Raw genomic sequence first — 22,101 nt, 5'->3', positions numbered from 1 at the left:
GACAATCCGCATGGTTGAGCATCTTTTTTATTCATATAACTTAATACCGGCGGCCCTGGTTTCCTTTAAGCGCCTTGTAACCTTTATCCCGTCCATATATTCCAAGAGGGGCAACGCGTACTTGCGGGTGGTCCCCAGCATATCCCTGAACTGGGCCACCGTGAGCTCGCTGTTTTTTGCGAAAAACTCCTGCAGAAGGTGCCGGGCTTTCTCAACCCACTCCCTGGCCATATATATTTCCTCGTTAATTTTTATTATATCTCCTCTGGAAACCAGCCAGTTTAATACTTCTTTCACGTCTTTGGCTTCCTCCGAAAAGGATGCCATCAGCTCATTGAGGGTTGGAGGAGTCCATCCTTTTTCCCTGAACTCCCGGAGCAACTTTTCAATAGTCTCCCGCTGCTTTTCGCTCACCTTTACGGTAAACCCTTTCAGGTTAACGGTTTTGCCTCTGCTTTCCAGCAGCCCTCCGGCCACCCATCTTTCCAGCATGGCTTCAAAAACTTTACCGTCCAAGTTGAGCCGGCTCCGCAATTCCTCCTTTGCCATTCCTTCGCTCAGCGGGAATTTCCTGTGGTAGTTTTCAAGTATATCCCTTACTTCGGCACTCTTATCCTCGTAAAACCTTTTGTCAAACACCTCGTCTTCCGGCCCGACCCGGAGCACCAGAGCTTCTCCTTTAGCAGAAAGGTTTTCGGCAGCGACCCTGATCCTGTCAAGGCTCCTTGAAGTATACGGAACAAGACTCCTTAGGGGAATATGCGCCCGGCCGAAAACCGACACAAATCCGAGGATAAACTCGCCCAGATCCCCTTCTTTTGCCCTTCGAAGAGCATCCACCACCCTATCCCTCATGCTGCGCTTGAATCTACCAGGGTTTACGAAGAGAATTTGTCCGCCGCCTATGGTGGTTATGGGTGAATAGCTTCTCACCACGTAATAGTCTTTATACGAAACGGCCACGGGTTCTTCGAAATCTATGCTCACAAAGGCCTCCTCCCCCGGCGCGAGTTCATCCACATCGATGAGAGTTACCCTTGCCATTACTTCTCCCGTACCGGCATGAAACCTGATCCTATCCCGGTTTTTGAGAGGCCTCGGCGCATCCTTCAGGAGCCTGAACGAGCCAAGAGCCCTGCTCACAGGCAGCATGGCCTCTACCCGGGAGACCACGTCCCCCCTTGATATATCTTCGGGCTTTACATCGCTGAGGTTTATCGCCGTTCTCTGACCCGCCATGGCCGTCTGCCTGCTTTCACCGTGGATTTGGATGGACCTCACCTTGCACATCAAGCCTTTGGGGAAGATTTCTACATTTTCCCCAACGCTTACCAAACCGCAGAGAAGGCTACCGGTGACCACGGTGCCTATACCCGGGAGGGAAAACACCCTGTCGATGGGGAGGCGAAACGGTGAGTCCAGATCCCTCTCAAAGGTTTCTTCCGTCATGCGGTCTATCATTTCAACCAGTTCCTTTATTCCCTCCCCGGTAACGGATGATACGGGTATGATGGGCGATTTTTCCAGAAAGGTACCCTTTAGCTCTTCGCCGATATCTTCCTTTACCATCTCCAACCATTCTTCGTCTACCAGGTCTTTTTTGGTTATGACTACGATACCCCTTTTTACGTTAAGTAATTGGAGGATGTTCAGATGCTCCCTCGTTTGGGGCATTATGCCCTCATCGGCGGCTACCACCAGCAGTACCAGATCTATACCGCCGGCCCCCGCCAGCATATTTTTTACAAATTTCTCGTGCCCGGGCACATCGACTATACCGACTCTGCGGCCGCTTGGGAGTAAAAGATGGGCAAAACCGAGGTCGATGGTGATACCCCGTTCCTGTTCCTCTTTCAGCCGGTCGGTATTTACGCCGGTCATGGCCTTTATTAGAGTGGTTTTCCCGTGGTCTATATGACCTGCGGTACCTACGATTACGTTGCTCATAACACGCTCCCCACCATCTCTACAGCTGTCTTCAGGTCTTCTTCCGACATTGTCCTCACGTCAAGCAGGAATCTATCCTTCTTTATCCTCCCTATTACGGGAATCCGGGCCTTTCTCAACCTTTCGGCCAGCTCTTCCGGTCCCGTTTCCCGAAGGCTCAGGGCTACGGCTTTAGTTGGAAGTTCCGCTCCCGGCAGCGATCCTCCACCCACCTGGGATACATCGTCTATAATTTCCACCGTTCCGCGCTCCCGGACCACCTTTTGGAGCTCCGCTGCAAGCTGCCGTGCATCCTTTTCCATATCTTCCTGAGACTTCGAAAGCATTTTTATCACCGGAATCCGGTCAAGACTTTCGCTTCTATAAAGCTTCAGCACCGCTTCCAGGGCGCTCAGGGTAAGCTTGTCTATGCGTAGGGCCCGGGTGAGAGGGTGTCGCTTGATCCTTTCGAGAAGCTCCTTCCTTCCCACTATTATACCTGCCTGGGGACCGCCCAGCAGTTTGTCCCCGCTGAAAGTAACAATATCCGCCCCTGCCCGAATCGATTCCTGCACTGTAGGCTCCGGGGGAAGCCCAAATTTTCTTACATCTACCAGGACTCCGCTACCCAGATCTTCCATAACTGGTATACCGTATTTTAACCCCAGTGCTTTTAGCTGTTCGATTGCCACTTCAGACCAGAATCCCACAAACCTGAAGTTGCTGGTGTGGACCTTCAAAAGAAGGGCGGTGTTTTCGTTGATGGCCCTCTCGTAGTCCTCAACATGAGTTTTATTGGTGGTGCCCACCTCCACCAGCCTCGCACCGCTCTGGGCCATTACGTCAGGTACCCTGAAACTGCCCCCTATCTCCACCAGCTGGCCTCTAGAGATTATCACTTCCCTGCCTGCGGCCAAAGCAGAGAGCGTAAGTAAAACCGCTCCGGCGTTGTTGTTGACAACCATGGTGTCTTCAGCACCGGTTATTTCGCATAAAAGTTCTCTTATGTGGGCGTAGCGCTCACCCCTGGAACCTTCCATCAGGTCGTATTCAAGATTGGAGTAACCCGAAGCCACATCCAGTATATTTTTCAGGGCCTCTTCCGGAAGCGGTGCTCTACCTAGATTTGTATGCAGCACTACCCCGGTGGCGTTGATAACCTTTTTAAGGTTATAGGACCGGTACTCGTCGACGAGCCTGAGCGCCCGCTCTACCGCTATTTTTTTCATGCCTTCTTCCTCTACAACATCGACAAAGCCCCTTTCCAGGGACTCTTCCAGCGAGCGCCTGATTTCATCTATACTTCGCCTTACGGCATTTACCACGGCCCACTTGCCGTACTTTTCCATCAAATCTTTGATTGGAGTTTCATCCAGGAGATCGCCGACTTTGGGCAGTTTTCTTAAAACCTGATTTTTTTCCAAAAATCAAACCTCCTTAAAACTAATTTACCTTTACGAGATCTTTCAGTTCCTCAAATTTCTTTTCACCTATCCCCGAGACGTTTTTAAGCTCCTCGACGGATTTAAAAGGTCCGTGCTGGTTTCTGTAATCGATGATTCTCTGGGCTAAAGCAGGACCGATTCCCGGCAGTTTGTCCAGTTCTTCAAGCCCTGCTGTGTTTATATTTATCCTCCCATCCGCTGCGGAACTTGCGCCGCCATTCGCCCCGGCCGAACCGGCAGAACCTGTAACGGGAAACTCTCCGATCCGGGGAACGTAAAGCTTGTCTTCATCGCGCAGCTTCCTGGCCAGATTGAGACTCGCCAGGTCAGCTTCGGAAAGACATCCGCCGGCGGCTTCTATGGCATCGATCACCCTCCGGCCTTCGTCGAGCTCGTAAACTCCGGGCCTTTTCACAGCTCCCGCCACGTGAACGACGATTTTCGCGGGCTGAGCCGGGTCCTGCAGCGTATCCCCGGCAGGCTGGAAAACCGTCACGGCCGGCCCGTTCTCAAGCCTGAAGGCTACATCGGGACTTTTCGCAAAAAAAGCCCAGTAGGCGGACACGGCGGCAAAAACACTCACCGCTGCTAAGAGCATAAGGAGTATCTTTTCTCTTTTTGTAAATTCAGGCATACAATTCATCTCCCCGCGATGGGGTCCGGGGCCTATTTAGGCAAGTTGGCCGGCCCCAATAACTTTTCGATCCACATTTATTTTATATTAAATTCCAGAAAAAATAAACGGTCGCGGGGACCGTTTATTTTACAACTATATTTACGAGCTTTTTGGGCACCGTTACCACTTTAACCACGTTTTTTCCCTCAAGTAGCGGTAAAACCCTATCATGGCTTAAAGCGGCCTCTTTCATTTCCTCTTCGGTTACACCGGCCGGCAGCATTAGTTTCCCTCTAACCTTGCCGTTCACCTGTATGACCACTTCTACCACTTCTTCCGCCATAGCTTCTTCATCAACCTCAGGCCATGGCATCAGGTGAATGCTTTGCTTATTGCCCAGCCGCTCCCAGAGCTCTTCGGTAATGTGGGGAGCAAAGGGAGCCAGCATCACAAGCAGGTTTTCCAGAGCTTCCTTTATCACAGGCCCGGAAATCGATTCCTCTTTGCGGGAATTGAGGGCGTTTACCATCTCCATAATAGCGCTTATTGCAGTATTGAAGTTGAATCTCTCTTCGATGTCCTCGGTCACTTTTTTAATAGTTTTATGCACAAGACGCCTTACTTCCCTGTCGAGCCTTTCGTCGGCGACGGGGTCTTTCACCCTGGGCCCCAGTTCCTCCACAAGCCTCCACACCCTCTGGAGGAACCTGTGGCATCCCTCAACTCCCTGGTCGCTCCACTCCAGGTCTTTTTCCGGCGGTGAGGCGAACAGGATGAAGAGCCTAGCCGTATCGGCTCCGTACTTCTCGATGATCTCTTCCGGACTGACTATGTTGCCTTTGGATTTGGACATCTTGGCGCCGTCCTTCAGCACCATGCCCTGGGTAAGCAGGTTTGCGAAGGGCTCATCTACATAAACAAGCCCTGCATCCCTCATGACCTTGTTAAAGAACCGCGAATACATCAGGTGGAGTATGGCGTGCTCCACGCCGCCTATATACTGATCAACGGGCATCCAGTATTCCAGCTTTTCCCTGTCGAAAGGTTTCTCTTCGTTTCTCGGGTCGGTGTACCTGTAGTAATACCAGGATGAGCACATGAAGGTGTCCATGGTGTCTGTCTCGCGCCGGGCGGGCCCGCCGCACTTCGGACAGGTGGTGTTCAAAAATTCCTCGCACTCAAGCAGCGGAGAAGTGCCCTTCGGGTTGAATTCCACGTCGTCGGGCAGCATAACCGGCAGCTGGTCTTCAGGCACCGGCACTATGCCGCATTTGTCACAGTAAACAATGGGAATAGGGGCGCCCCAGTAGCGCTGTCTCGATATGAGCCAGTCCCTGAGCTTATAATTTACCCTGATTTTTCCTATTCCCTTCTCCTCCATATACCTGCCTATGGCTTGAATGGCATCTGTGTTTTTCATGCCGTCAAACATACCTGAATTCACGAGGATACCCTCGTCCACATAAGCCTGAGTCATATTTTCGGGGCAAAGCGACTCTCCCAGCGGGTTTATTACCACCTTCAACGGCAGACCGTATTTTCTTGCGAACTCGAAATCCCTCTGATCATGGGCCGGGACTCCCATCACGGCGCCGGTACCGTAATCCGGGAGCACGTAATTTGCAATCCATACGGGGATCCTCTCATTGGTCACGGGGTTTACGGCATAGGCCCCGATAAATACGCCTTCTTTTTCCGTTTCCGTCGAAGTGCGCGTTATTTCGTTCAGTTTCTCCATTTTTTTCTGAAATTCCCGGACTTCATTCTCATAAGGCGTACCGGAAGCGAGTTTGTCGACCATGGGATGTTCCGGGGCCAGAACTAAATAGGTCACCCCAAAAATCGTATCCGGCCTCGTTGTAAACACCGGGATTTTCTCTCCGGTCTTTTCCGCAGTAAAATAAACTTCTACCCCTTCGCTGCGCCCTATCCAGTTTTCCTGCATCACCTTTACCTTCTCGGGCCAGCCCGGCAGCTTTTTAAGGTCCTCCAGGAGCTGATCGGCATATTCGGTTATTTTAAAGAACCACTGCTCCAGATTTTTTTTGCCCACTTCGGCACCGCAGCGCTCGCAGCGCCCATCGACCACCTGCTCGTTGGCAAGAACCGTAGCGCAGGACGGGCACCAGTTAACGAAGGATTTTTTGCGGTACGCCAGCCCCATCTCGTACAGCTTTAAGAAAAACCACTGGGTCCACTTGTAATAACCGGGATGGCACGTGGCGATTTCCCTGTCCCAGTCGTAACTTAGACCGAGCTGTTTGAGCTGTTTCCTCATGTTGGCTATATTGTCCCAGGTCCACCTGGCCGGGTGAACACCGTGCTTTATGGCCGCATTTTCCGCAGGAAGGCCGAAAGCATCCCAGCCCATTGGATGAAGCACGTTGTACCCCTTCATCCTCTTGAACCGGGCCACCACATCGCCTATGGAATAGTTCCTTACGTGGCCCATGTGGAGTTTACCGGAAGGATAGGGGAACATTTCCAGGCAATAGTATTTGGGCTTTTTGTCGTCTTCGTTGACCTTATAGAGCTTCTGTTCTTCCCACCTTTTCTGCCATTTGAGTTCTACAGTCTTAAAATCGTAATGACTCATGCCCAATGCCTCCTTTCGTTAAAATTATAAAAATAAAAGGCCTCTCGTCGATTTAGGGACGAGAAGCCTCTTTCTCGCGGTACCACCCTAATTGGCAGAATGCCCGCTCTTCGCATTTTAACGCCTGCCGGCAAGGTTACCAAGGCGAGTTCGAGGTTTCGTCCTCCGGATTCCCACCAAGCCTCCGGTCTCTGAAAGGACTACCTCCCCTACTACTCCTTGATGCCCTCTATTAATTTATTGTTTATTATACGCAAAATCCATATCACTGTCAATATCCACCTTTACGGCATCGGCCCAGAGCCTTTCAAGGTCGTAATACTCCCTTGCCTCTTCATCGAAAATGTGCACGACCACATCGGCGAAGTCGAGCAAAATCCACCTGGCTTCCTCGTAACCTTCTTTGCCCATTATTTTGAATCCTTTTTCAGAGAGCTTTTCTTCCACTTCGTCGGCCAGAGCCTTGACGTGAATTGAAGATCTTCCCGTTGCTACTACAAAGTAATCGGCGATAACCGAAATGGAACTTATATCGAGTACAACTATGTCTTCAGCCTTTTTGTCGGAAAGAATTTTTGCTGTAAGTAAAGCCACATCCTTGGGGTTTTTTATCATCCATTTCCCCTCCATTAATCACTTTGAGCATCTTTACCCACAATTATTGTGGTTAGATTTTCTTCCGGGGATTCTTCTTCCTTCATCTGGGCGTTTGCGAAAACTTTTGCGATTTTTTCGGCATCTTCGCGCTTTTCCCTCGGGTATATAATTGTAGTGGTATCGTAATCGAAGCTGTCAGCGTTGGCCACCCTGACTACGGTAAATCCCATCGCCTCCAGCTGCTCAGCCACCTTTCGAGCGATGCCCGCATAACCGCTGCCGTTCAGCACCGCCACCTTTACATTTGCGTTTTCGCCGTAAAACACTTCTTTTACGACTTCGGCCATCTCGGACTCATAGGGAATGAAATAGCTGATCCCGCCTATATACCGGCCCTCACCCGGAAGGATGTACATCTTTACGTTGTCTTGCTGTATCTGCCTGGCCAAATTGGCCAGTTTCATCATCTGCATCGGTTCTATATCGGTCTTAACACTTTCCTGGACGGCCTGCGCTATCTGCGGGAGCCTCAGCAGCGTAGAAGGCTTCAGGAGGGTCTTGAGTGCCGCTTCTATAAACTTTTGCTGGGCCTTCATCCTACCCAGGTCACCCTCCGGATAGTGGCGGAATCTGACAAACTGCTCCGCCTTTTCGCCGTCCAGCACCTGAAGGCCCGGCTGCAAGTCTATATGAAGCCCGCCGGCGTTGTCGTCGTATTTCAGCCTCTTTTCTATGTTTATCTCGATGCCGCCCATGGCGTCGACTATCTTGCGAAATCCACTGTAATTAACAGTTACATAATGGTGTATGGGAATACCGAGAAAGTCCTCTACGGTTCTGACGGCAAGCTCCGGCCCTCCGTAAGCCATGGCGGCGTTGATTTTCTGGAAACCTACTCCCGAAATCCTAACCCTGGTGTCTCGGGGAATTGAAAGTACGTTAACCTTTTTTTCCTTGGGGTCTACGCTGAAGACCATCATCGTGTCGGACCTGTAGCGGTTGTGCTCCTCATCGGCACCTATTGTACCTGCATCCAGCCCCAGCAACAGTATGTTCATCCGCTCGCCCGGATACTCATCAGTTTTAGAATTATCTGGCAATGTATTTTCGCTGCCTCTATTCAGTCTGAGGAGGGTTAAATAAAAACCGCTTCCAAAAGCCAATGCAACGAAAAGCATGGCAATAAGCGCATATTTAATTACTCTTCTCATCGACCTTCTCCCCTTTTTCCTCTCTGCATGAGAAGATAATTTCTCGCGTCGACCGTCCTCGGATGCAGTAACCCTCTATTATCCAGCACGTACCTGATGGTCGAATCAAAAGCCATTATCACAGCCTCATCCAGATCCTCAAAGGATACTTTTCGCAGTTTTTCAACGCCGGGAAAATCCCTGCCCGGTTCTATATAATCCGCCAGAAAAATCACCTTGTCCAGCGCGCTCATCTTTATATCTCCCGTGGTATGAATGCTTACCGCCCTAAGTATTTCCGGATCTTCCACGCTGTATTTTTTTCTCGCCAGCACTGCCCCAAGCGGACCGTGGATCAGCGCTGTCTCTACCCTGGAAATTTCATCTAAAAGTATACCAAACTCAATGGCCAAATTCAACTGCCGGTCTGCCGGGATGTCCTTGGCGCAGTCGTGGATCAGGCCGGCAAGCTCAGCTTTTTGCTCATCAACCCCGTACCTTCTCGCGAGGGCAACCGCCGTCTCCATCACACCGAGGGAATGAAGAAACCTCTTTTCCGTCAGGTTTTTTTTCAAATCTTCTAGTATTAATTTTTTAGAAATCACGCATAATCACCTGTAAAGGCCGTTTTTTATAATATACGCTTCAACATTCTCGGGAATGAGGTATTTTATAGAAATACCTTCCTTAATGCGCCTTCTTATTTCCGTCGACGATATGGCCATTGCCGTCACTTCGAGAAGATAAACATGCGTGCCGTAAAGCTCCTTAATTTCCGCCAGTTTCTCTTTAAGCCGGTTTACCGGATACCCGGGCCTTGTAGCGGCGATAAAGTTACAGTAGCTGAGCACGTCCTTTACATCCTTCCATGTCAGGATGTCCAGCACCGCATCAGCACCCGTAATAAAAAACAAGGAGGTGTCCCGGCCGTAAATGTCGACAAACTGGCGCAGGGTGTCCACCGTATAGGTGTAGCCCGATCTTTCTATTTCAATCCTCGAAACTTCAAAATAAGGGTTGCTGTTTATTGCAAGAGCTGTCATAAGATACCTGTGCTCTGCGTCGCTGACTTTATAATTCTTTTTGTGGGGAGGATTTCCCGCAGGGACGAAGACGACCTTGTCCAGCTTAAAGTTAATCCTGGCCTCCTCCGCCGTTACCAGGTGGCCGAAATGAATAGGATCGAAAGTCCCCCCCATTATCCCCACCCTATTCGGCTTCTCCAATAGATCTCCCCTCCACCCTTTAATGGTCTGATTATATCATTTTACGATGTTGTTTTCAATTACTCGGTATAGTAAAACTCTGCATTACCGATCCTCACCGTATCCCCTTCTTTGATTCCTTTTTCTTTGAGAAGTTCGTCAATACCCATGCGTTTAAACGCCTGCTGCAACCTCTTAACCGCCGATTCGTTATCCAGGTCGGTCATCACCACCAAGCGCTCAATGACTTTCCCCTTTACCTGGAAAACATCACCGACCCGCTCCACTCTGATTTCATCCTCTTCCTTAATGGTGTATTTTTTCACCTCGACAGTTTCGAGCGCTGCGTCTCCTACTTTGTCCAGATACTGGATTATCTTATATATCAGTTCCTTTACGCCCTCCCCTGTGGCCGCCGATATAGGGACTACCTCATAGCCTCGGGGTTCCAGCTGGGATTTTATCCTATCCAGGTTTTCCCTGGCCTGGGGAAGGTCCATCTTATTGGCCGCCACTATCTGGGGTTTTTGAGCGAGCTTTTCGCTAAAGGCTGCCAATTCCCTGTTTATAATATAAAAACCCTCCACAGGATCGTTCTCCAGGCCTGCCGCATCTATTATGTGAACCAGTACCCTGGTTCTCTCCACGTGCCTTAGAAACTCATGCCCCAGCCCCAGGCCCTCGTGGGCCCCCTCTATAAGGCCGGGTATGTCGGCGACCACGAAGCTCCTACCTGTAGGACCCATATCTACGACCCCAAGGTTGGGCGTAAGGGTGGTAAAGGGGTAATCGGCTATCTTTGGCCTCGCCGCCGTCATACGGGAAAGGAGGGTGGACTTACCCGCGTTCGGAAAACCTATCAGGCCTACGTCAGCCAGCAGCTTTAATTCTAACAGTATCCAGCGTTCCTCTCCAGGTTCTCCCTTCTCGGCAAAATCGGGAGCCTGGTTTACCGGTGACACGAAGCGCGCATTCCCCCTGCCTCCCCTTCCTCCTCTGGCCGCAATGAAGGTCTGGCCGGGTTTAACCAGGTCCGCCAGTATTTCCCCGGTTTCGGCATCCTTTACCACTGTTCCGGGAGGCACCTTTATAACCAGGTCCTCGCCGCTCTTACCTATCTTGTTGGAGCCCTGGCCGTTCTGGCCGCGCTGGGCTTTGTAGTGCGCTCTGTATTTGAAATCCTGCAAGGTGGAAAGATTGGAGTCGACCATGAGCACCACGTCCCCGCCCTTACCGCCGTCGCCCCCGCTGGGACCACCCCGGGGGACGTATTTTTCCCTTCTAAAGGCAACGACCCCGTTGCCTCCGTCGCCTGCTTTAACGTAGATTTTCGCCCTGTCCACAAACATATTTCATCACCTTTTTGCATTCCCTTTTAGTTTTAATTATATCATTTCTACATGGAGTTCAGATTACGATAGTTCTGCCTTCAAGGGCGTTTGAAGATATCTTAACCTTACCCGGCTCCGCAAAGCTTATATTCAAATCCCGCTTCCCGGAAACGCCCTTCAATTCTGCCATAAGGGTCCTTGTGCGTTCACTCAAAGATTTTATGGTATTTTGACTTATATTTTCTGGGCTGAAATCGCCGGGTATATCAAGGATAATACTGATACCCTCCTGTCTTGCGGAGAGAATGATGTCAGAAACCTCACTTATGATCCGCGGGTCTTCTAGCCTGCACACGGCGGAAAAAACCTCATTGTCCCTTTTTACATTATTCATGTATTCCAGCGCTTTTTCGTGCTTACCCAGCTGGATCATGGTGTAGATTATCTGAAGGTGGTTGTTGAAATCGTGGCGCTGAAGCCTCCAGCAAAGGAAGATGCTGTCCCAGTCCTTTTTAGGTACATATTCAAAAAAACCCCGTACCAGGAAAACAGTGCTTAAAAAAAGCACCGCGCAAAAGGTCGCCGATAATGCGGCTATACCCGTGTAATGGGTTTCTGCGATCAACATACCTAAGAGGATAAGGCAAACGATAAGTTGGCCGCCTGAGGTCAAATAGATAAGCTCGCGCCTTTTCAACACCATCATACCCTTCCGGAATATTAACAACCGTTAATATTCTTCACGTATTGCTGGATTTCCTGCATTATTAAAAAAGCTCCTCGCTTATCCGAGGAGCTGCATTTCGGGGTAAACGCTCACGAGTTTTTTATCCTTACCCTTTTGCTCGAACTTCACAAAACCGTCGATCTTGGCAAAAAGGGTGTGGTCCACTCCCATTCCTACGTTCTTGCCAGGGTAGATTCTGGTGCCGCGCTGGCGCACAAGGATGCTTCCGGCGCTCACGAACTGACCGTCAAACCTCTTGACTCCCAGGCGCTTCGACTCGCTGTCCCTGCCGTTCCTGGTGCTGCCTACTCCCTTTTTGTGTGCAAAAAGCTGAAGATTCATCCTACACACCTCCTCTTTTCGTTTCGACCTTTATATGCGACGGGTAGGTCTTCGCGATATCCTTCAGACCTATAACTATGGTATCCAGTATAATACCGACCCTCGCCAATTTATCTTCACTCTCATCCTCGGGGATAGTTAAATGAAAATAACCTTCCCTCTTAACCGGTGAAACATTTACCCCGGCAACTTCTTCAATGCCGAGAACCGCGGTCTCGGCCAAGGCCGAAACCGCCGCACATACTATATCTTTGCCGTATTCGGCATATCCCGCATGCCCTCTGATCAAAAGTTCCCGCACTCGTCCGCGGGCATCCAGGACAACGGTAGCCTTAATCATGACAGCAAGATGCTTTCAATCCTTATCTCAGTATAGGGCTGACGGTGTCCCTTTTTCCTGCGATAATTCTTCTTGGGCTTGTACTTGAAGACGATGATTTTCTTGCCCTTGCCATGCTTCAGCACCGTTGCGGTGACCTTGGCATTTTCCAGCACCGGCTGTCCGACCAGCAGCTTGTCACCGTCGGATACGGCCAGCACCCGATCGAGCTCGATCGTCTCCCCTTCAGCAGCATTCAATTTCTCGACGCGAATCACGTCGCCTTGAGAAACCCTATACTGTTTTCCGCCGGTCTCTATAACAGCATACATCCCTATCATCCTCCTTACTTCTCGCCGAGATCCAGGTAATAATTTTTCAACCCGTCCCGTGCGGTGGCCGGCGCAAAACCACGTAGTTTATTTTAGCACAAAGTCCGAAGCTCTGTCAACTTCCCGCTGCTTTGCCTGGACATCTCTACTTAAACACCTTCGTCAAAAGGATGTTTCGTATATCATCGTGAAGCGTTTCATATTTTGGGTTATTGAGATCTTCTTTGGTAATCCAGGCCAACTCGGAATGTTCGTCATTAAGTTTGAGCGAAGAAATATCACCGTCTTTAGGTTTAACAAGATACGTAAACACGACCCGGTATATATCTTCATCTCCACTTTTACTTTTTAAATTCCTAACTGACAGCTCTTCCAACAATTCCACATCTAAATTGATTTCCTCTTTTGCTTCTCGATACAAGCCTTGAACGGGAATTTCATCATATTTTATCTTTCCTGCGGGGACATTCCAGACATTCGGAGCGACCTTGCAATGTGGCGCACGTTTGGTTAAAAGGATCTTTCCTTCATGCAATAATATGATTTCAACAGAAATCCGATAATTTGGATACATAAGAGCCCCTCCCGCTTCATTTATTTAACCCAATTTTAACCCATGTCATCCTCATCTTATAATCAAAATTATCATTATTCAAATATTAATTTCTATATCTAATTTACCAATTTTATTTCATAAGTCAATTTTTCATTCGACATTTGCGATCATAAGATTGGCCGTATAAAAATAGCCTTCGCCGCTGACACCATCAAACACCGCGTGGGTAGGTTTAACATAAATGGCTGTAAAATTTTAGTGGGAGATGAAGTATCTAACGCCTTAGAGGTAGCTAAATTGCCTAATTCCTCCGGAGAGTAACCAACTAAGCTACTTCTACCAAGCGAATCCTGCGTCTTTGCCCTTCCCGCTCATTATTGCTATCACATTTTTTATGCGATTCAGCTCACTCTTAGAGACTTCTTCTATGCCACCGGCAGTGGCTACAGCTTCCTCCCGACTTTTTTCGTTGTTTATTGTTTTGTTTTAATCCATCAAAAACACCCTTCCTTAATTTTATTTGTCAGAATAAGATTACTTTTTTAGTAGATGAGTAAGACTTAATTCAGCCTTTTTTAAAAAAATGCATTGCAAAGGGTGGGTATCCCTGATATGGAGTATCAAAACTCCGGAAGTAGGGAACCCACCCAAGTATTTTACTGCTTTGAGCTTTTTCATTTCAGGCCCAAAGCTTTTCTCTTTTCCATAATGTGGGATTCAATTTTATCGGCTGCTTCTTTCGGGTCATCCCCAAGGGCTACCTTACCGCCGGTAAGTTCCTCCAGATCCTCCGTAAGAAGTTTTACAAGCCTTTCGGCTCCCGATATAAACGGAACCGGGGAAATGTGGGTAAGAGCGCCGTATGCCAGCGCGAATACTCCATCGATGGTGGCTTTCTGCTCCATCCACTCGGGAGCGGTAATCGCAATGGGAAGGTCGGGTATATCCAGGTCCATGTGGTCCGCCAATGCAGTCACCAGCATCGATATTCTTCCGGTATCGGTACAGGTGCCGAAGCTCAGGACCGGAGGAATGTTAAGTGCTCTGCACACCTCTTTTAGTCCTTCGCCGGCTAGCTCGACGGCATCCATATTGCAAAGACCCGCTACTTCCAAGCCGTGGTTGCCGCAGCCAGCGCTTACTACCAGGATATCCCTTCCGATAAGTTCCTTCGTTAAGTTGACCGTCATCCAGTCCTGCGGGCCATTTCTCAGAGTAGAGCAGCTCGCCAGTGCCGCTATACCCTTTATCTTTCCGTCGGCTATCACCCGGACCAGTGAATCCAGATTGTTTCCAAGTGCTTCCAGGACAGCCTCTGTGGAAAAACCGACAATCGCCTTCGTTTTAAAAGGCGGAACTTTCGGCGTTACCTTGCCCCTTCTTTTTTTGAAGTTTTCTATACCGAGCTCGATTAATTTGTCGGCGATGAAGCTCGCCTCGGGCGGCTTGTAGTCGAAAATGTACTGCAAATCAGGCAACCGGACGATATCGTTGATACTGACCAGAGTCACCTGATACTCATCGGCATAAGGTCCCAGAGCCGGGGGAGAGCAGTTTTCCTCCATCGCAAACACATCGACGGTTCCGGTGGCCAAAAGCGGTTCTATGGCGAGCCAGTTCCCGGTCAATCCCACAAAGACGTCATCCGTGTTAAATCTCTGTATAAGCTCCTGTCCCGTTTCAATACAGCCCACAACCCTAAGCCCTTTCGCGCCGGCGGCTTTTGCCTTCTTCTGGACCTCCGGAGTCCTAGCTTTTAAAAGGGTTGCCACACCGACAAAAGGCTGGTGGCCGTTAAATACGATATTCACGTAGTCCGGGTCCATAATGCCGAGATCCACATCGACCTCGTGTGGTTTCGGCGTCCCGTACAGTATGTCCTGGGCTATTTCAAGGCCGATTTGGGCGGTGTAAATTGTAGCAAGCCCGAGTCTCAAGGCTTTCTTTGCCAGTGAAATATAATCGCCGTCCACGTTGGTAAGGCAGCTTGCAACGGCGTCCCTGATTTCGCTCATCACCCCTGTCGGGTAAATGGCGAGCTTTCTCCAGACTTCCTTCCTCTTCTTCGGAGCAAAAACTTCTACCATTATGCTGGGATTTTCATCGCTTCTTTCCATCTCGGCCTGTAAAAAATCGGCAAGCTCAACGGCCATGCTATTGATATCCTGATTGGTGTTTATGCCCACCTTTTCGCACATCCACTTTAACTTGTCGACATCGGAGATGGTAAAAGGCGTTTTACCCTCTCCGGTAGCTTTGAGGGTTTTGAATGCCTGATAGGCATGATGGGCGTAAGTGGCGGCCCCCATAGCATTTTGAAGTAAGAACTTCCTTATGGCCATGGCATCGGCATCAATGCCGCAGACGCCGCGGGTCATTCCGGCTTTGTCGTTGATGCGGCAGGGGCCCTGAGAACAAAGCTGGCAGCTCAATCCCTGAAGGCAGAACTTGCACCTTGCCTTTTCCTGCAAGGCCCAGCGGTCAAAGACATTCGTAAGCCCGTCTTCCCGAATTCGCTTTAACATTTCTTCAACCGAATCGTGGTAGCTTACGCGTCCTTCGGATTTTTCCAGAATGGTTTCAGCCATGGGCTAACCTCCTCGGGAACTTTTTATGCTATATCAAGTTTGTTCATAAATTTTGGTTTATATGCAAGAGGTGCCGGATAATTGATTTCGTGTCGTAATACCATTACAAAATACTTCAGCATTTAGGAATCACTTTAGAAGGTAACCCTTGACTAAAAGAAGGTCTGCTCCAATTATGTATCGAATATATACATATTAGACCTCTCATTTCTTTATGTATTAGTTTTTTGTGGCCGTGAAGGCTCTTTTCCATCTTGGCCTTGAGAATTTCTGCCGCTAAAACTAAAGCCGGATTACGGCTTTAACCGGGGGGGTGTATTCTTATGGATAATAAAAAAAACGAAGGAGCATATTTTTCCGCTTTTTCAAAAAGCAGGGATAAGCTTGCACGCCTTGCTCCTCAAGATATTGCAAGATCGGCTCTTTGTGAATACGATGGTTCCAGGATGTGTTTTTACTTGAAAAGCTTTAACCATAGCTTTCAGATATCGTATCCGGAGGGTGATATTTTCTTTTTGGACTCCGGCAATAGGCCGCCGCTGGAATGGAGGCTGATATTGCTCAATTACCTTTCCGGGGCAAAAGATATACCTCTTAGTAAAAAATGGGTAAGTTATAGAGAATTACCCGATGGCAACGTATTTTTTCCGTCGATTAAAACCTATGTTTTAGATGTCTTAAGCAAGTATTATGCTGTTTGCGATAAAGATCGACTTTACGGGAGATTGGTGCATTTAGGCTTCAACCCTGAAAAAAACAAAGCCGACTTATCTGCCGAAGGGCTTTTCACCCCCAGGATACCAATCAAAATACAATTTTGGGAAGGTGAAGACGTTATACCTCCGTCATGCCAAATTCTTTTTGATACCAGTATTTCCTGTCACATGCACATAGAAGACATTGTTGCACTGTGCGGCTTGATTAGGGATTTGCTTATTAGCGCTAAACATTCGGTATAACTCTTCTTTGCTTGTCCGAAAGGAAATACCTCTTGCAGACAGTAGGACAGCGTTATTTTGAGCACTCAGAACTCATTAAGAAGACGATTAAGGTAGATAGGGTACCAACCTTCCGGCGAGGTTTTGAACGGACATGGATTGGAGCCAGATCCGGCCGGACCCAATTCAATTATTGGGGAAGCGCCACACCAGCGGTTTTGACCGGACTTTTTCAAGATCTATCACTTTGTCTTTTTGGGGCTTCTCGGCCGGTTTTTCCGGGACGGGCACTTCGATACCGCCGCTTGCGGCAGCCGCCACGGCTCTTTCCAAGGGCTGTTCAACCGGAGGATTGTTCGAAATAGCAGGCTTTTCCCTTTCACCGGCGTTAAACTCATCCGACACGGATTTTAAGCCAGCATCTTTGGACAAAAAAACCGCAAGGCTCAGCACGTTCGTCATAAGCAAAAGATAGACTAGAGAATACTTATCCTGCCGGTATAGGCCGTCGACAAGGTCCCGGGTAAAAGACACAAAAGATCCCCCCAAAAAAGTTAATCTTTTTATATAATATTCACCTTTGCCTGCTTATGTGCTTTTACAAAAAAATTTAGTAAGCGGGGGGTACCCCGCTTAATCTGCCAGGAGCAACAGTATCAATACCAGAAAAACTATAAAAGCATCCCTTTTGGTCTCGTGGGACAGAACCAAAAAGACCCCCTCCTTCCAGCCCCTTAAGTTTCTAATAATAGGCTATTCAATTCAAGTACAATTTGTTCTTTTACCGGCTACATGGTCATGGTCCCGTTTTCGGTCTCCACTACTTTCAGTATCTGCTCCTCTCTGCCGTTCTGGGCGTTGATATAGATGAGGTAGCGTTCATCGTCCAGATTTGCGTCTACTTCATAGCAGAACCTTTCCTTCAATGCCGGATCGGGGATAATCACCTTGCGTATTCTCCTGACCTCTAAGCTTTTGTTCAAGCTATCCCGGACATGTTTTTCGCTTATACCGGGTGAGGGGATTTTCCTCATCGTATGGTGTGTAAGATAGCCCATGGCATCGAAACCTACCACCTGCCCGTCGTCAAGAGCCACCTCTACTTTTACAAAATCCGGATACACCAGGACGTCCCCCTGTTTATACGCGAAGGTGACCGTCAAGGAATTGTCTTCCCTCAGGGACCCGGTAGGCTCCATATTCGCGTATCCCCTGGCTTCCAGGAATTTTCTGGCTTTGTCAACGGCCGTCTTTATGTCAATTTTTTGCTCTCCGATGTCCCTGGTGTTTAAAAACCAGATGACATGGCCTCCCTGACGGCTTACGTCCATCACGATCTCAGCCCCATCTGCTCCGGGCCTTGTAAATTTTAGAGAATATGCGTTTACCGTCCCCCGGGTGCGGCTGTAAACCGAAACATCGTAGCGAACATTTGCCGGGTTATCTATAAATTTCTTGCCTTTTTCAATAGCCTGCTGTTCGTTGACGGCGGAGCCGGTAATCGCTTTCGGCGTTATTTCTTCCACATGGTCAGAGAAAGGCCCGTCATAGGTAATACTCGGCGCTTCTTCTTTTAGCCTCTGGTCGATAGCGGCGAATCTGTCCGCCAAACCGGGCTCAATCCTTTTGCTAAGACCCGGAGCAAAAGAACCGCTTTCCCACCTTATCCTGCCCGTGGCTACGCTGTCCTGCAGTTCCCTCAATCTCCTGCTGAGATTCTGGGTATTTTTTTTGAACTGCTCCAGCGTGTCCCATTCTTTATCGGAAATCTGCTCACCCAGAGAAACTTTTTTAGCTAGGGTGTGGGAAAAATCTCCCATCTGTGCGAAGAATTTCTGCAGGTTGGTCATATCCCTACTGCCCAGCGGCAGGGAGGCCAGGTTTGACCGGGCGTTTTCGGCTTCATGCCATATGCTTGTCAAAATTATTATCCGCTGGCTGTCCGATGATGTTACAAGGCTTTTTGACAGAAGTATATTTAGGGTGTTCACATCATCGACAAGGTTGAAAAAACCCTTCTGGTAATTGGCTTCCAGGAGGTTTTCGGCCGAATACGCCCTGCTGCCCATGGACCATAAAGCCAGAGCGATTAAAACTATAGTAAGTACACCCAGACCCCATGTGACATACCTGTTTCTCAAAAACATCACTCCTTTTCCATTACTTGCCGAAGACATGGTCCCCAATCTGGGTAATTATCCTGCGGGTCCATATCCAGGGATTCACCCTTTTTGAGGGATTCCAGAAGAAAAGGCTGCCGTATGTGGGGTCCCACCCGTTGAGTGCGTCCTGGGCTGCTTTAAAATTAGTCCTGCTGGGATAGCGGGCCCATATCTGGCCGTTGCTCACCGATTCAAAGGCTCCGGGCTGATAAATGACCTCGGCAATCGTATTGGGAAATTTTGGGCTTTTCACCCGGTTCAAAATCACCGCCGCAACGGCCACCTGGCCGACATAGGGTTCTCCGGCTGCCTCGCCGGCTACAATCCGGGCAAGCAGGACATAGTCATTGCTCCGCGCCGAAACGGCATAAGCCCCCGCTTCTGCGCGGGCTTCTGCAGCACGGTGCTGCCGACCAAAAGCAATTCCAGCAGCAAGGATCATTACCAGTACCAGAGCCGTTACCAGCCGTACGTTTCTAACAAATCTGTCCACAGCACCACCACCTTTTACATTTATTGATCATTTTTAGTTTTACTGATTTTCATACACCTTATTCCTGCACTCCCGGAAGAGATGAGTCATATAATAATCTAGAAAAATTTATGAAAAGCAGGGTGATGGACAATGACCGGCTATGACGACAACAAAAAACACGATAACAAAGAAAATGAAAACAAAAAGAATGAAAACAAAAAGAATGAAAACAAAAAAAATGACGTCAGAAGAACCTCCTTTAACCCCTTTACACTTTTCCTTATATTAATTTTACTCATCAAGTCCTCTGAAGCGTCGGCATTATCTAGAAAAAAGAGCAACGGGAGGGAGGCATCGTGAGACTGCTTTCAGTATCCGACAACGATTTAAGACTTTTAAACGCGTTGAAACCCTTCCTGAGCATAAGAGGGCAGGAAATAGTAGAACTTTTCTCAACGGTCGTCGATGTTTTTCGCCCGCAGGACCCGGAACAAAAAATTAATATCGAAGCGCTGAGCACGCTGCTTTCAATAGTCGCCGAACCGCAGGAAACTGAAAAGAACGAAAGCGAAAGCGAAAAGGATAATACCGAAGAGGATAAAACCGAACAGGAAAACAGCTCAACAATGCCCGACAAATCTCAGGAGCTGGAAAATCTTTTAAACATACTGGCCGATAAGGAAAAAGACGCTTAAAAGAGAGTCACCTGATGAGCAACGGGGCTGAAAGGCCCTGTTTTTTATTCTTTTTTACTTCTCACGAGCATATATTAAATTAACGAAAACAGCTGGTGATTATCCGGAAGTTCTAAAGGAGGCGGTGCAATTGTCTGACGGAAACAACGGCAGGCCTGACTTTGGTTTGATGGAAATGGTAGTAGATGTAATCCAGGGGAGGCGGGGAAATAATTTCAACGAACTCATCAGCCTTCTCGCTTTGAGCAATATCCTGGGGATAATTACGTATCTGAATTCGCAGGAATTAAAAAACGATATAAAAGTCTCTTCCCCCTCTAAATTGGGGTCCTCGGACATTAAAGAACTGGCAGCAAGCCTCCTGGGAGCGCTCGGAGGCTCCTCCGATAAGAAGATAAATCCTGCAACGCTGTTAAACCTGGTTAAAACCTTTTCTTCCGGCGAAGGTTCACCTTCGGAGGCCAAAGGCGGTAAAAGTGGTGATGAAAAAGCAAAACATACTTAAAGCCGTGCTTTTTGCACGGCTTTCAGCTTGTAGACAAAGCCGCTTTTAGGATGCATAACCTAAAAGCGGCTTTTTGTTGAAGGCGAAGAAAATTTTTAAGAAAAACGAATGTAAAGCGGGGACTGTTGGCGGAAACGTTCCCCGTCTTTTCTTCCATAAAGCCAGCTTTTTTAAATTCATGCATGCGAAAAGAAGCGTGAGGTAATGTCCAACTTTCCTCAAGCCTCGTAGATTTGTATAGCGCATGCCATGCTTTTCCTTCGCATCGGCAAATACCCGCTCGATGGTCTGGCCGCGCATTTTGTATAGTTCTTTACCCCATTGGGTGTGTCTTATATCTTCCGCTATTTCTATGTAATGCTCCCATATATGCCGAGTTATGATTTTTGTGTAATTTTTACTTTTGGTGCACTGTAGGCGCATGGGACATTTACAGCATATTTGGGGGTTGCTCCTATATTCCCGGTATCCCGCCCGGTTGGTGGTGCTGTATTCTAATATTTGGTTGTTGGGGCATATGTAACAATCATAATATTCGTCATAGACGTATTCGCGTTTTTTAAAGTAACCATCTTTGGTCATCGGCCTCTTGTAGGGCATAACGGGAAGCGCTCCTGCCTCAATGATTTCTCTGCATATCCCGGGGGTTTTGTAGCCTGCATCAACCACTACCGCCTCTATTTTAGAAAATTTATCGTTTACTTCTTGAAATAAATCGGAGAATACCTGGCTGTCATGAACATTTCCAGGTGCTATTTTGACACCAAGGACAAAGTTGTTCCGGTCACAGGCTACAGAAGCTGTGTAGGCAAAGCAGCGCTCTTTTTCCCCTTTTTGAAACATCCCACTTTCAGGATCTGTGGTGCTTACCCTGACTTTTTTAGAGCTATTTTCTCCTTTGTTGTTATCGTCATCATCATCTTCTTCTTCAAAGGGCTTTTTACCGTTTGCTTCCCGTTCGGCGTTGATTTCTTTTAAAAGTTCTTCCTTATATTTTTGAGTCCGTTGCTTAGCGACTTTCTCGATATATTTATTCTTATTGGCACTGGCTTTTATGTGAGTAGCATCGATAAATACTGCATCTGTTTTAACAAACCCGCATTCTATTGCTTCCATCAACACCCGCTCGAATATCTTTTCAAATAGATCACTTTCCTTAAACCGCCGTTCATAGTTTTTTCCAAAAGTTGAAAAGTGAGGTATTTTTTCTTGTAATCCATAGCCTAAAAACCAACGGTAAGCTACATTGACTTCTACTTCTCTGATGGTTTGGCGCATGGAGCGGATTCCATACAATGCTTGGAGCATGAGTAGCTTAATTAACACTACCGGGTCAATACTAGGTCTTCCTGTATTTTCGCTATATAGGTCTTTTACTTCATCATAAATGAAATTAAAGTCGATGCTTTCTTCTACTGCCCTAAGGAGATGGTCTTGAGGTACTAAGCTATCGATGCTTACTAATTCTACCTGCTCTATTATTTCTCGATTTTTCTTCGTTAACATTTCATCGCCCCACAATATTTTTGTATCTTCTTTAATTTTACTAAAAAGCT

Annotated in this window: 23 protein-coding genes; 4 read left to right on the top strand and 19 right to left on the bottom strand. The window is 48.1% G+C overall.

What is annotated here, in order from left to right; all coding sequences use genetic code 11:
• Nucleotides 1-27: 27 nt before the first annotated feature.
• The 15 genes from selB to cooS form a co-directional block, all read right to left on the bottom strand.
• Nucleotides 28-1,947 carry a selenocysteine-specific translation elongation factor gene (gene selB / locus TOCE_RS03865; protein WP_013275586.1) on the bottom strand — a complete coding sequence of 640 codons (1,920 nt, stop codon included), beginning with the start codon at nt 1,945-1,947 and terminating at the stop codon, nt 28-30.
• On the bottom strand, nt 1,944-3,350 hold the full coding sequence (gene selA, locus TOCE_RS03860) for an L-seryl-tRNA(Sec) selenium transferase (protein ID WP_013275585.1): 1,407 nt from the start codon (nt 3,348-3,350) through the stop codon (nt 1,944-1,946). Before selA ends, selB begins: the two co-directional genes overlap by 4 nt.
• 19 nt (nt 3,351-3,369) lie before the next feature.
• Nucleotides 3,370-4,005 carry a helix-hairpin-helix domain-containing protein gene (locus TOCE_RS03855; RefSeq protein ID WP_013275584.1) on the bottom strand — a complete coding sequence of 212 codons (636 nt, stop codon included), beginning with the start codon at nt 4,003-4,005 and terminating at the stop codon, nt 3,370-3,372.
• Nucleotides 4,006-4,129: 124 nt separating this feature from the next.
• Nucleotides 4,130-6,583, bottom strand: coding sequence for a leucine--tRNA ligase (gene leuS / locus TOCE_RS03850; RefSeq protein ID WP_013275583.1), 2,454 nt, complete (start codon nt 6,581-6,583; stop codon nt 4,130-4,132).
• A gap of 237 nt (nt 6,584-6,820) precedes the next feature.
• The gene (gene rsfS / locus TOCE_RS03845; protein WP_013275582.1) at nt 6,821-7,198 is read right to left on the bottom strand and encodes a ribosome silencing factor; all 378 of its coding nucleotides are present in this window, start codon (nt 7,196-7,198) and stop codon (nt 6,821-6,823) included.
• Between the two features lie 14 nt (nt 7,199-7,212).
• Nucleotides 7,213-8,391, bottom strand: coding sequence for an LCP family protein (locus TOCE_RS03840; protein WP_013275581.1), 1,179 nt, complete (start codon nt 8,389-8,391; stop codon nt 7,213-7,215).
• Nucleotides 8,388-8,975, bottom strand: a complete 588-nt coding sequence (gene yqeK, locus TOCE_RS03835) for a bis(5'-nucleosyl)-tetraphosphatase (symmetrical) YqeK (RefSeq protein WP_013275580.1) — start codon at nt 8,973-8,975, stop codon at nt 8,388-8,390. Before yqeK ends, TOCE_RS03840 begins: the two co-directional genes overlap by 4 nt.
• Before the next feature lie 6 nt (nt 8,976-8,981).
• Nucleotides 8,982-9,596 (bottom strand): nicotinate-nucleotide adenylyltransferase, encoded by a 615-nt coding sequence (gene nadD, locus TOCE_RS03830; RefSeq protein WP_013275579.1) that lies wholly within the window; start codon nt 9,594-9,596, stop codon nt 8,982-8,984.
• Between the two features lie 59 nt (nt 9,597-9,655).
• Nucleotides 9,656-10,924 carry a GTPase ObgE gene (obgE, locus tag TOCE_RS03825; protein ID WP_013275578.1) on the bottom strand — a complete coding sequence of 423 codons (1,269 nt, stop codon included), beginning with the start codon at nt 10,922-10,924 and terminating at the stop codon, nt 9,656-9,658.
• 58 nt (nt 10,925-10,982) lie between these two features.
• A complete protein-coding gene (locus TOCE_RS03820) occupies nt 10,983-11,606 on the bottom strand; it encodes a Spo0B domain-containing protein (protein ID WP_223156837.1) in 624 nt (207 codons plus the stop codon).
• Nucleotides 11,607-11,690: 84 nt separating this feature from the next.
• Nucleotides 11,691-11,975, bottom strand: coding sequence for a 50S ribosomal protein L27 (rpmA, locus tag TOCE_RS03815; RefSeq protein ID WP_013275576.1), 285 nt, complete (start codon nt 11,973-11,975; stop codon nt 11,691-11,693).
• 1 nt (nt 11,976) lies between these two features.
• The gene (locus TOCE_RS03810; protein WP_013275575.1) at nt 11,977-12,315 is read right to left on the bottom strand and encodes a ribosomal-processing cysteine protease Prp; all 339 of its coding nucleotides are present in this window, start codon (nt 12,313-12,315) and stop codon (nt 11,977-11,979) included.
• The gene (gene rplU / locus TOCE_RS03805) at nt 12,312-12,626 is read right to left on the bottom strand and encodes a 50S ribosomal protein L21 (protein WP_013275574.1); all 315 of its coding nucleotides are present in this window, start codon (nt 12,624-12,626) and stop codon (nt 12,312-12,314) included. The genes TOCE_RS03810 and rplU overlap by 4 nt, the downstream gene beginning before the upstream one ends.
• A 145-nt stretch (nt 12,627-12,771) precedes the next feature.
• Nucleotides 12,772-13,200, bottom strand: a complete 429-nt coding sequence (locus tag TOCE_RS03800) for an NUDIX domain-containing protein (protein ID WP_013275573.1) — start codon at nt 13,198-13,200, stop codon at nt 12,772-12,774.
• A 656-nt stretch (nt 13,201-13,856) separates the two neighbouring features.
• Nucleotides 13,857-15,770 (bottom strand): anaerobic carbon-monoxide dehydrogenase catalytic subunit, encoded by a 1,914-nt coding sequence (gene cooS / locus TOCE_RS03795; RefSeq protein WP_013275572.1) that lies wholly within the window; start codon nt 15,768-15,770, stop codon nt 13,857-13,859.
• 323 nt (nt 15,771-16,093) lie between these two features.
• On the opposite strand from cooS, the gene TOCE_RS03790 reads away from it, so the two are divergent.
• Nucleotides 16,094-16,729, top strand: a complete 636-nt coding sequence (locus TOCE_RS03790) for a DUF3786 domain-containing protein (RefSeq protein ID WP_013275571.1) — start codon at nt 16,094-16,096, stop codon at nt 16,727-16,729.
• Between the two features lie 165 nt (nt 16,730-16,894).
• Here the strand turns inward: TOCE_RS03790 and TOCE_RS03785 are convergent, their stop codons facing one another.
• From TOCE_RS03785 to TOCE_RS03775, 3 genes are all read right to left on the bottom strand, one after another.
• Nucleotides 16,895-17,242, bottom strand: a complete 348-nt coding sequence (locus tag TOCE_RS03785) for a hypothetical protein (protein ID WP_013275570.1) — start codon at nt 17,240-17,242, stop codon at nt 16,895-16,897.
• A 254-nt stretch (nt 17,243-17,496) separates the two neighbouring features.
• Nucleotides 17,497-18,855: a germination protein YpeB gene (gene ypeB, locus TOCE_RS03780; RefSeq protein WP_083768467.1), complete on the bottom strand. Its 1,359-nt coding sequence runs from the start codon at nt 18,853-18,855 to the stop codon at nt 17,497-17,499.
• 13 nt (nt 18,856-18,868) lie between these two features.
• Nucleotides 18,869-19,363: a cell wall hydrolase gene (locus TOCE_RS03775; RefSeq protein ID WP_013275568.1), complete on the bottom strand. Its 495-nt coding sequence runs from the start codon at nt 19,361-19,363 to the stop codon at nt 18,869-18,871.
• 132 nt (nt 19,364-19,495) lie between these two features.
• Here TOCE_RS03775 and TOCE_RS03770 point away from each other — a divergent pair, with 132 nt between their 5' ends.
• From TOCE_RS03770 to TOCE_RS03760, 3 genes are all read left to right on the top strand, one after another.
• Nucleotides 19,496-19,705, top strand: a complete 210-nt coding sequence (locus TOCE_RS03770; RefSeq protein WP_013275567.1) for a hypothetical protein — start codon at nt 19,496-19,498, stop codon at nt 19,703-19,705.
• Nucleotides 19,702-20,040 (top strand): hypothetical protein, encoded by a 339-nt coding sequence (locus TOCE_RS03765; protein WP_013275566.1) that lies wholly within the window; start codon nt 19,702-19,704, stop codon nt 20,038-20,040. The genes TOCE_RS03770 and TOCE_RS03765 overlap by 4 nt, the downstream gene beginning before the upstream one ends.
• Before the next feature lie 130 nt (nt 20,041-20,170).
• Nucleotides 20,171-20,545: a hypothetical protein gene (locus TOCE_RS03760; protein ID WP_013275565.1), complete on the top strand. Its 375-nt coding sequence runs from the start codon at nt 20,171-20,173 to the stop codon at nt 20,543-20,545.
• Nucleotides 20,546-20,590: 45 nt separating this feature from the next.
• Here the strand turns inward: TOCE_RS03760 and TOCE_RS03755 are convergent, their stop codons facing one another.
• Complete coding sequence (locus TOCE_RS03755) at nt 20,591-22,051, bottom strand: IS1182 family transposase (RefSeq protein ID WP_425358462.1); 1,461 nt, start codon at nt 22,049-22,051, stop codon at nt 20,591-20,593.
• Nucleotides 22,052-22,101 lie beyond the last annotated feature (50 nt).

Source organism: Thermosediminibacter oceani DSM 16646 (assembly GCF_000144645.1).
In the GTDB taxonomy this organism is placed as follows: Bacteria; Bacillota; Thermosediminibacteria; order Thermosediminibacterales; family Thermosediminibacteraceae; genus Thermosediminibacter; species Thermosediminibacter oceani.
Note: the sequence above shows the minus strand (reverse complement) of the source record. Positions and strands in the feature narration are given on the sequence as shown.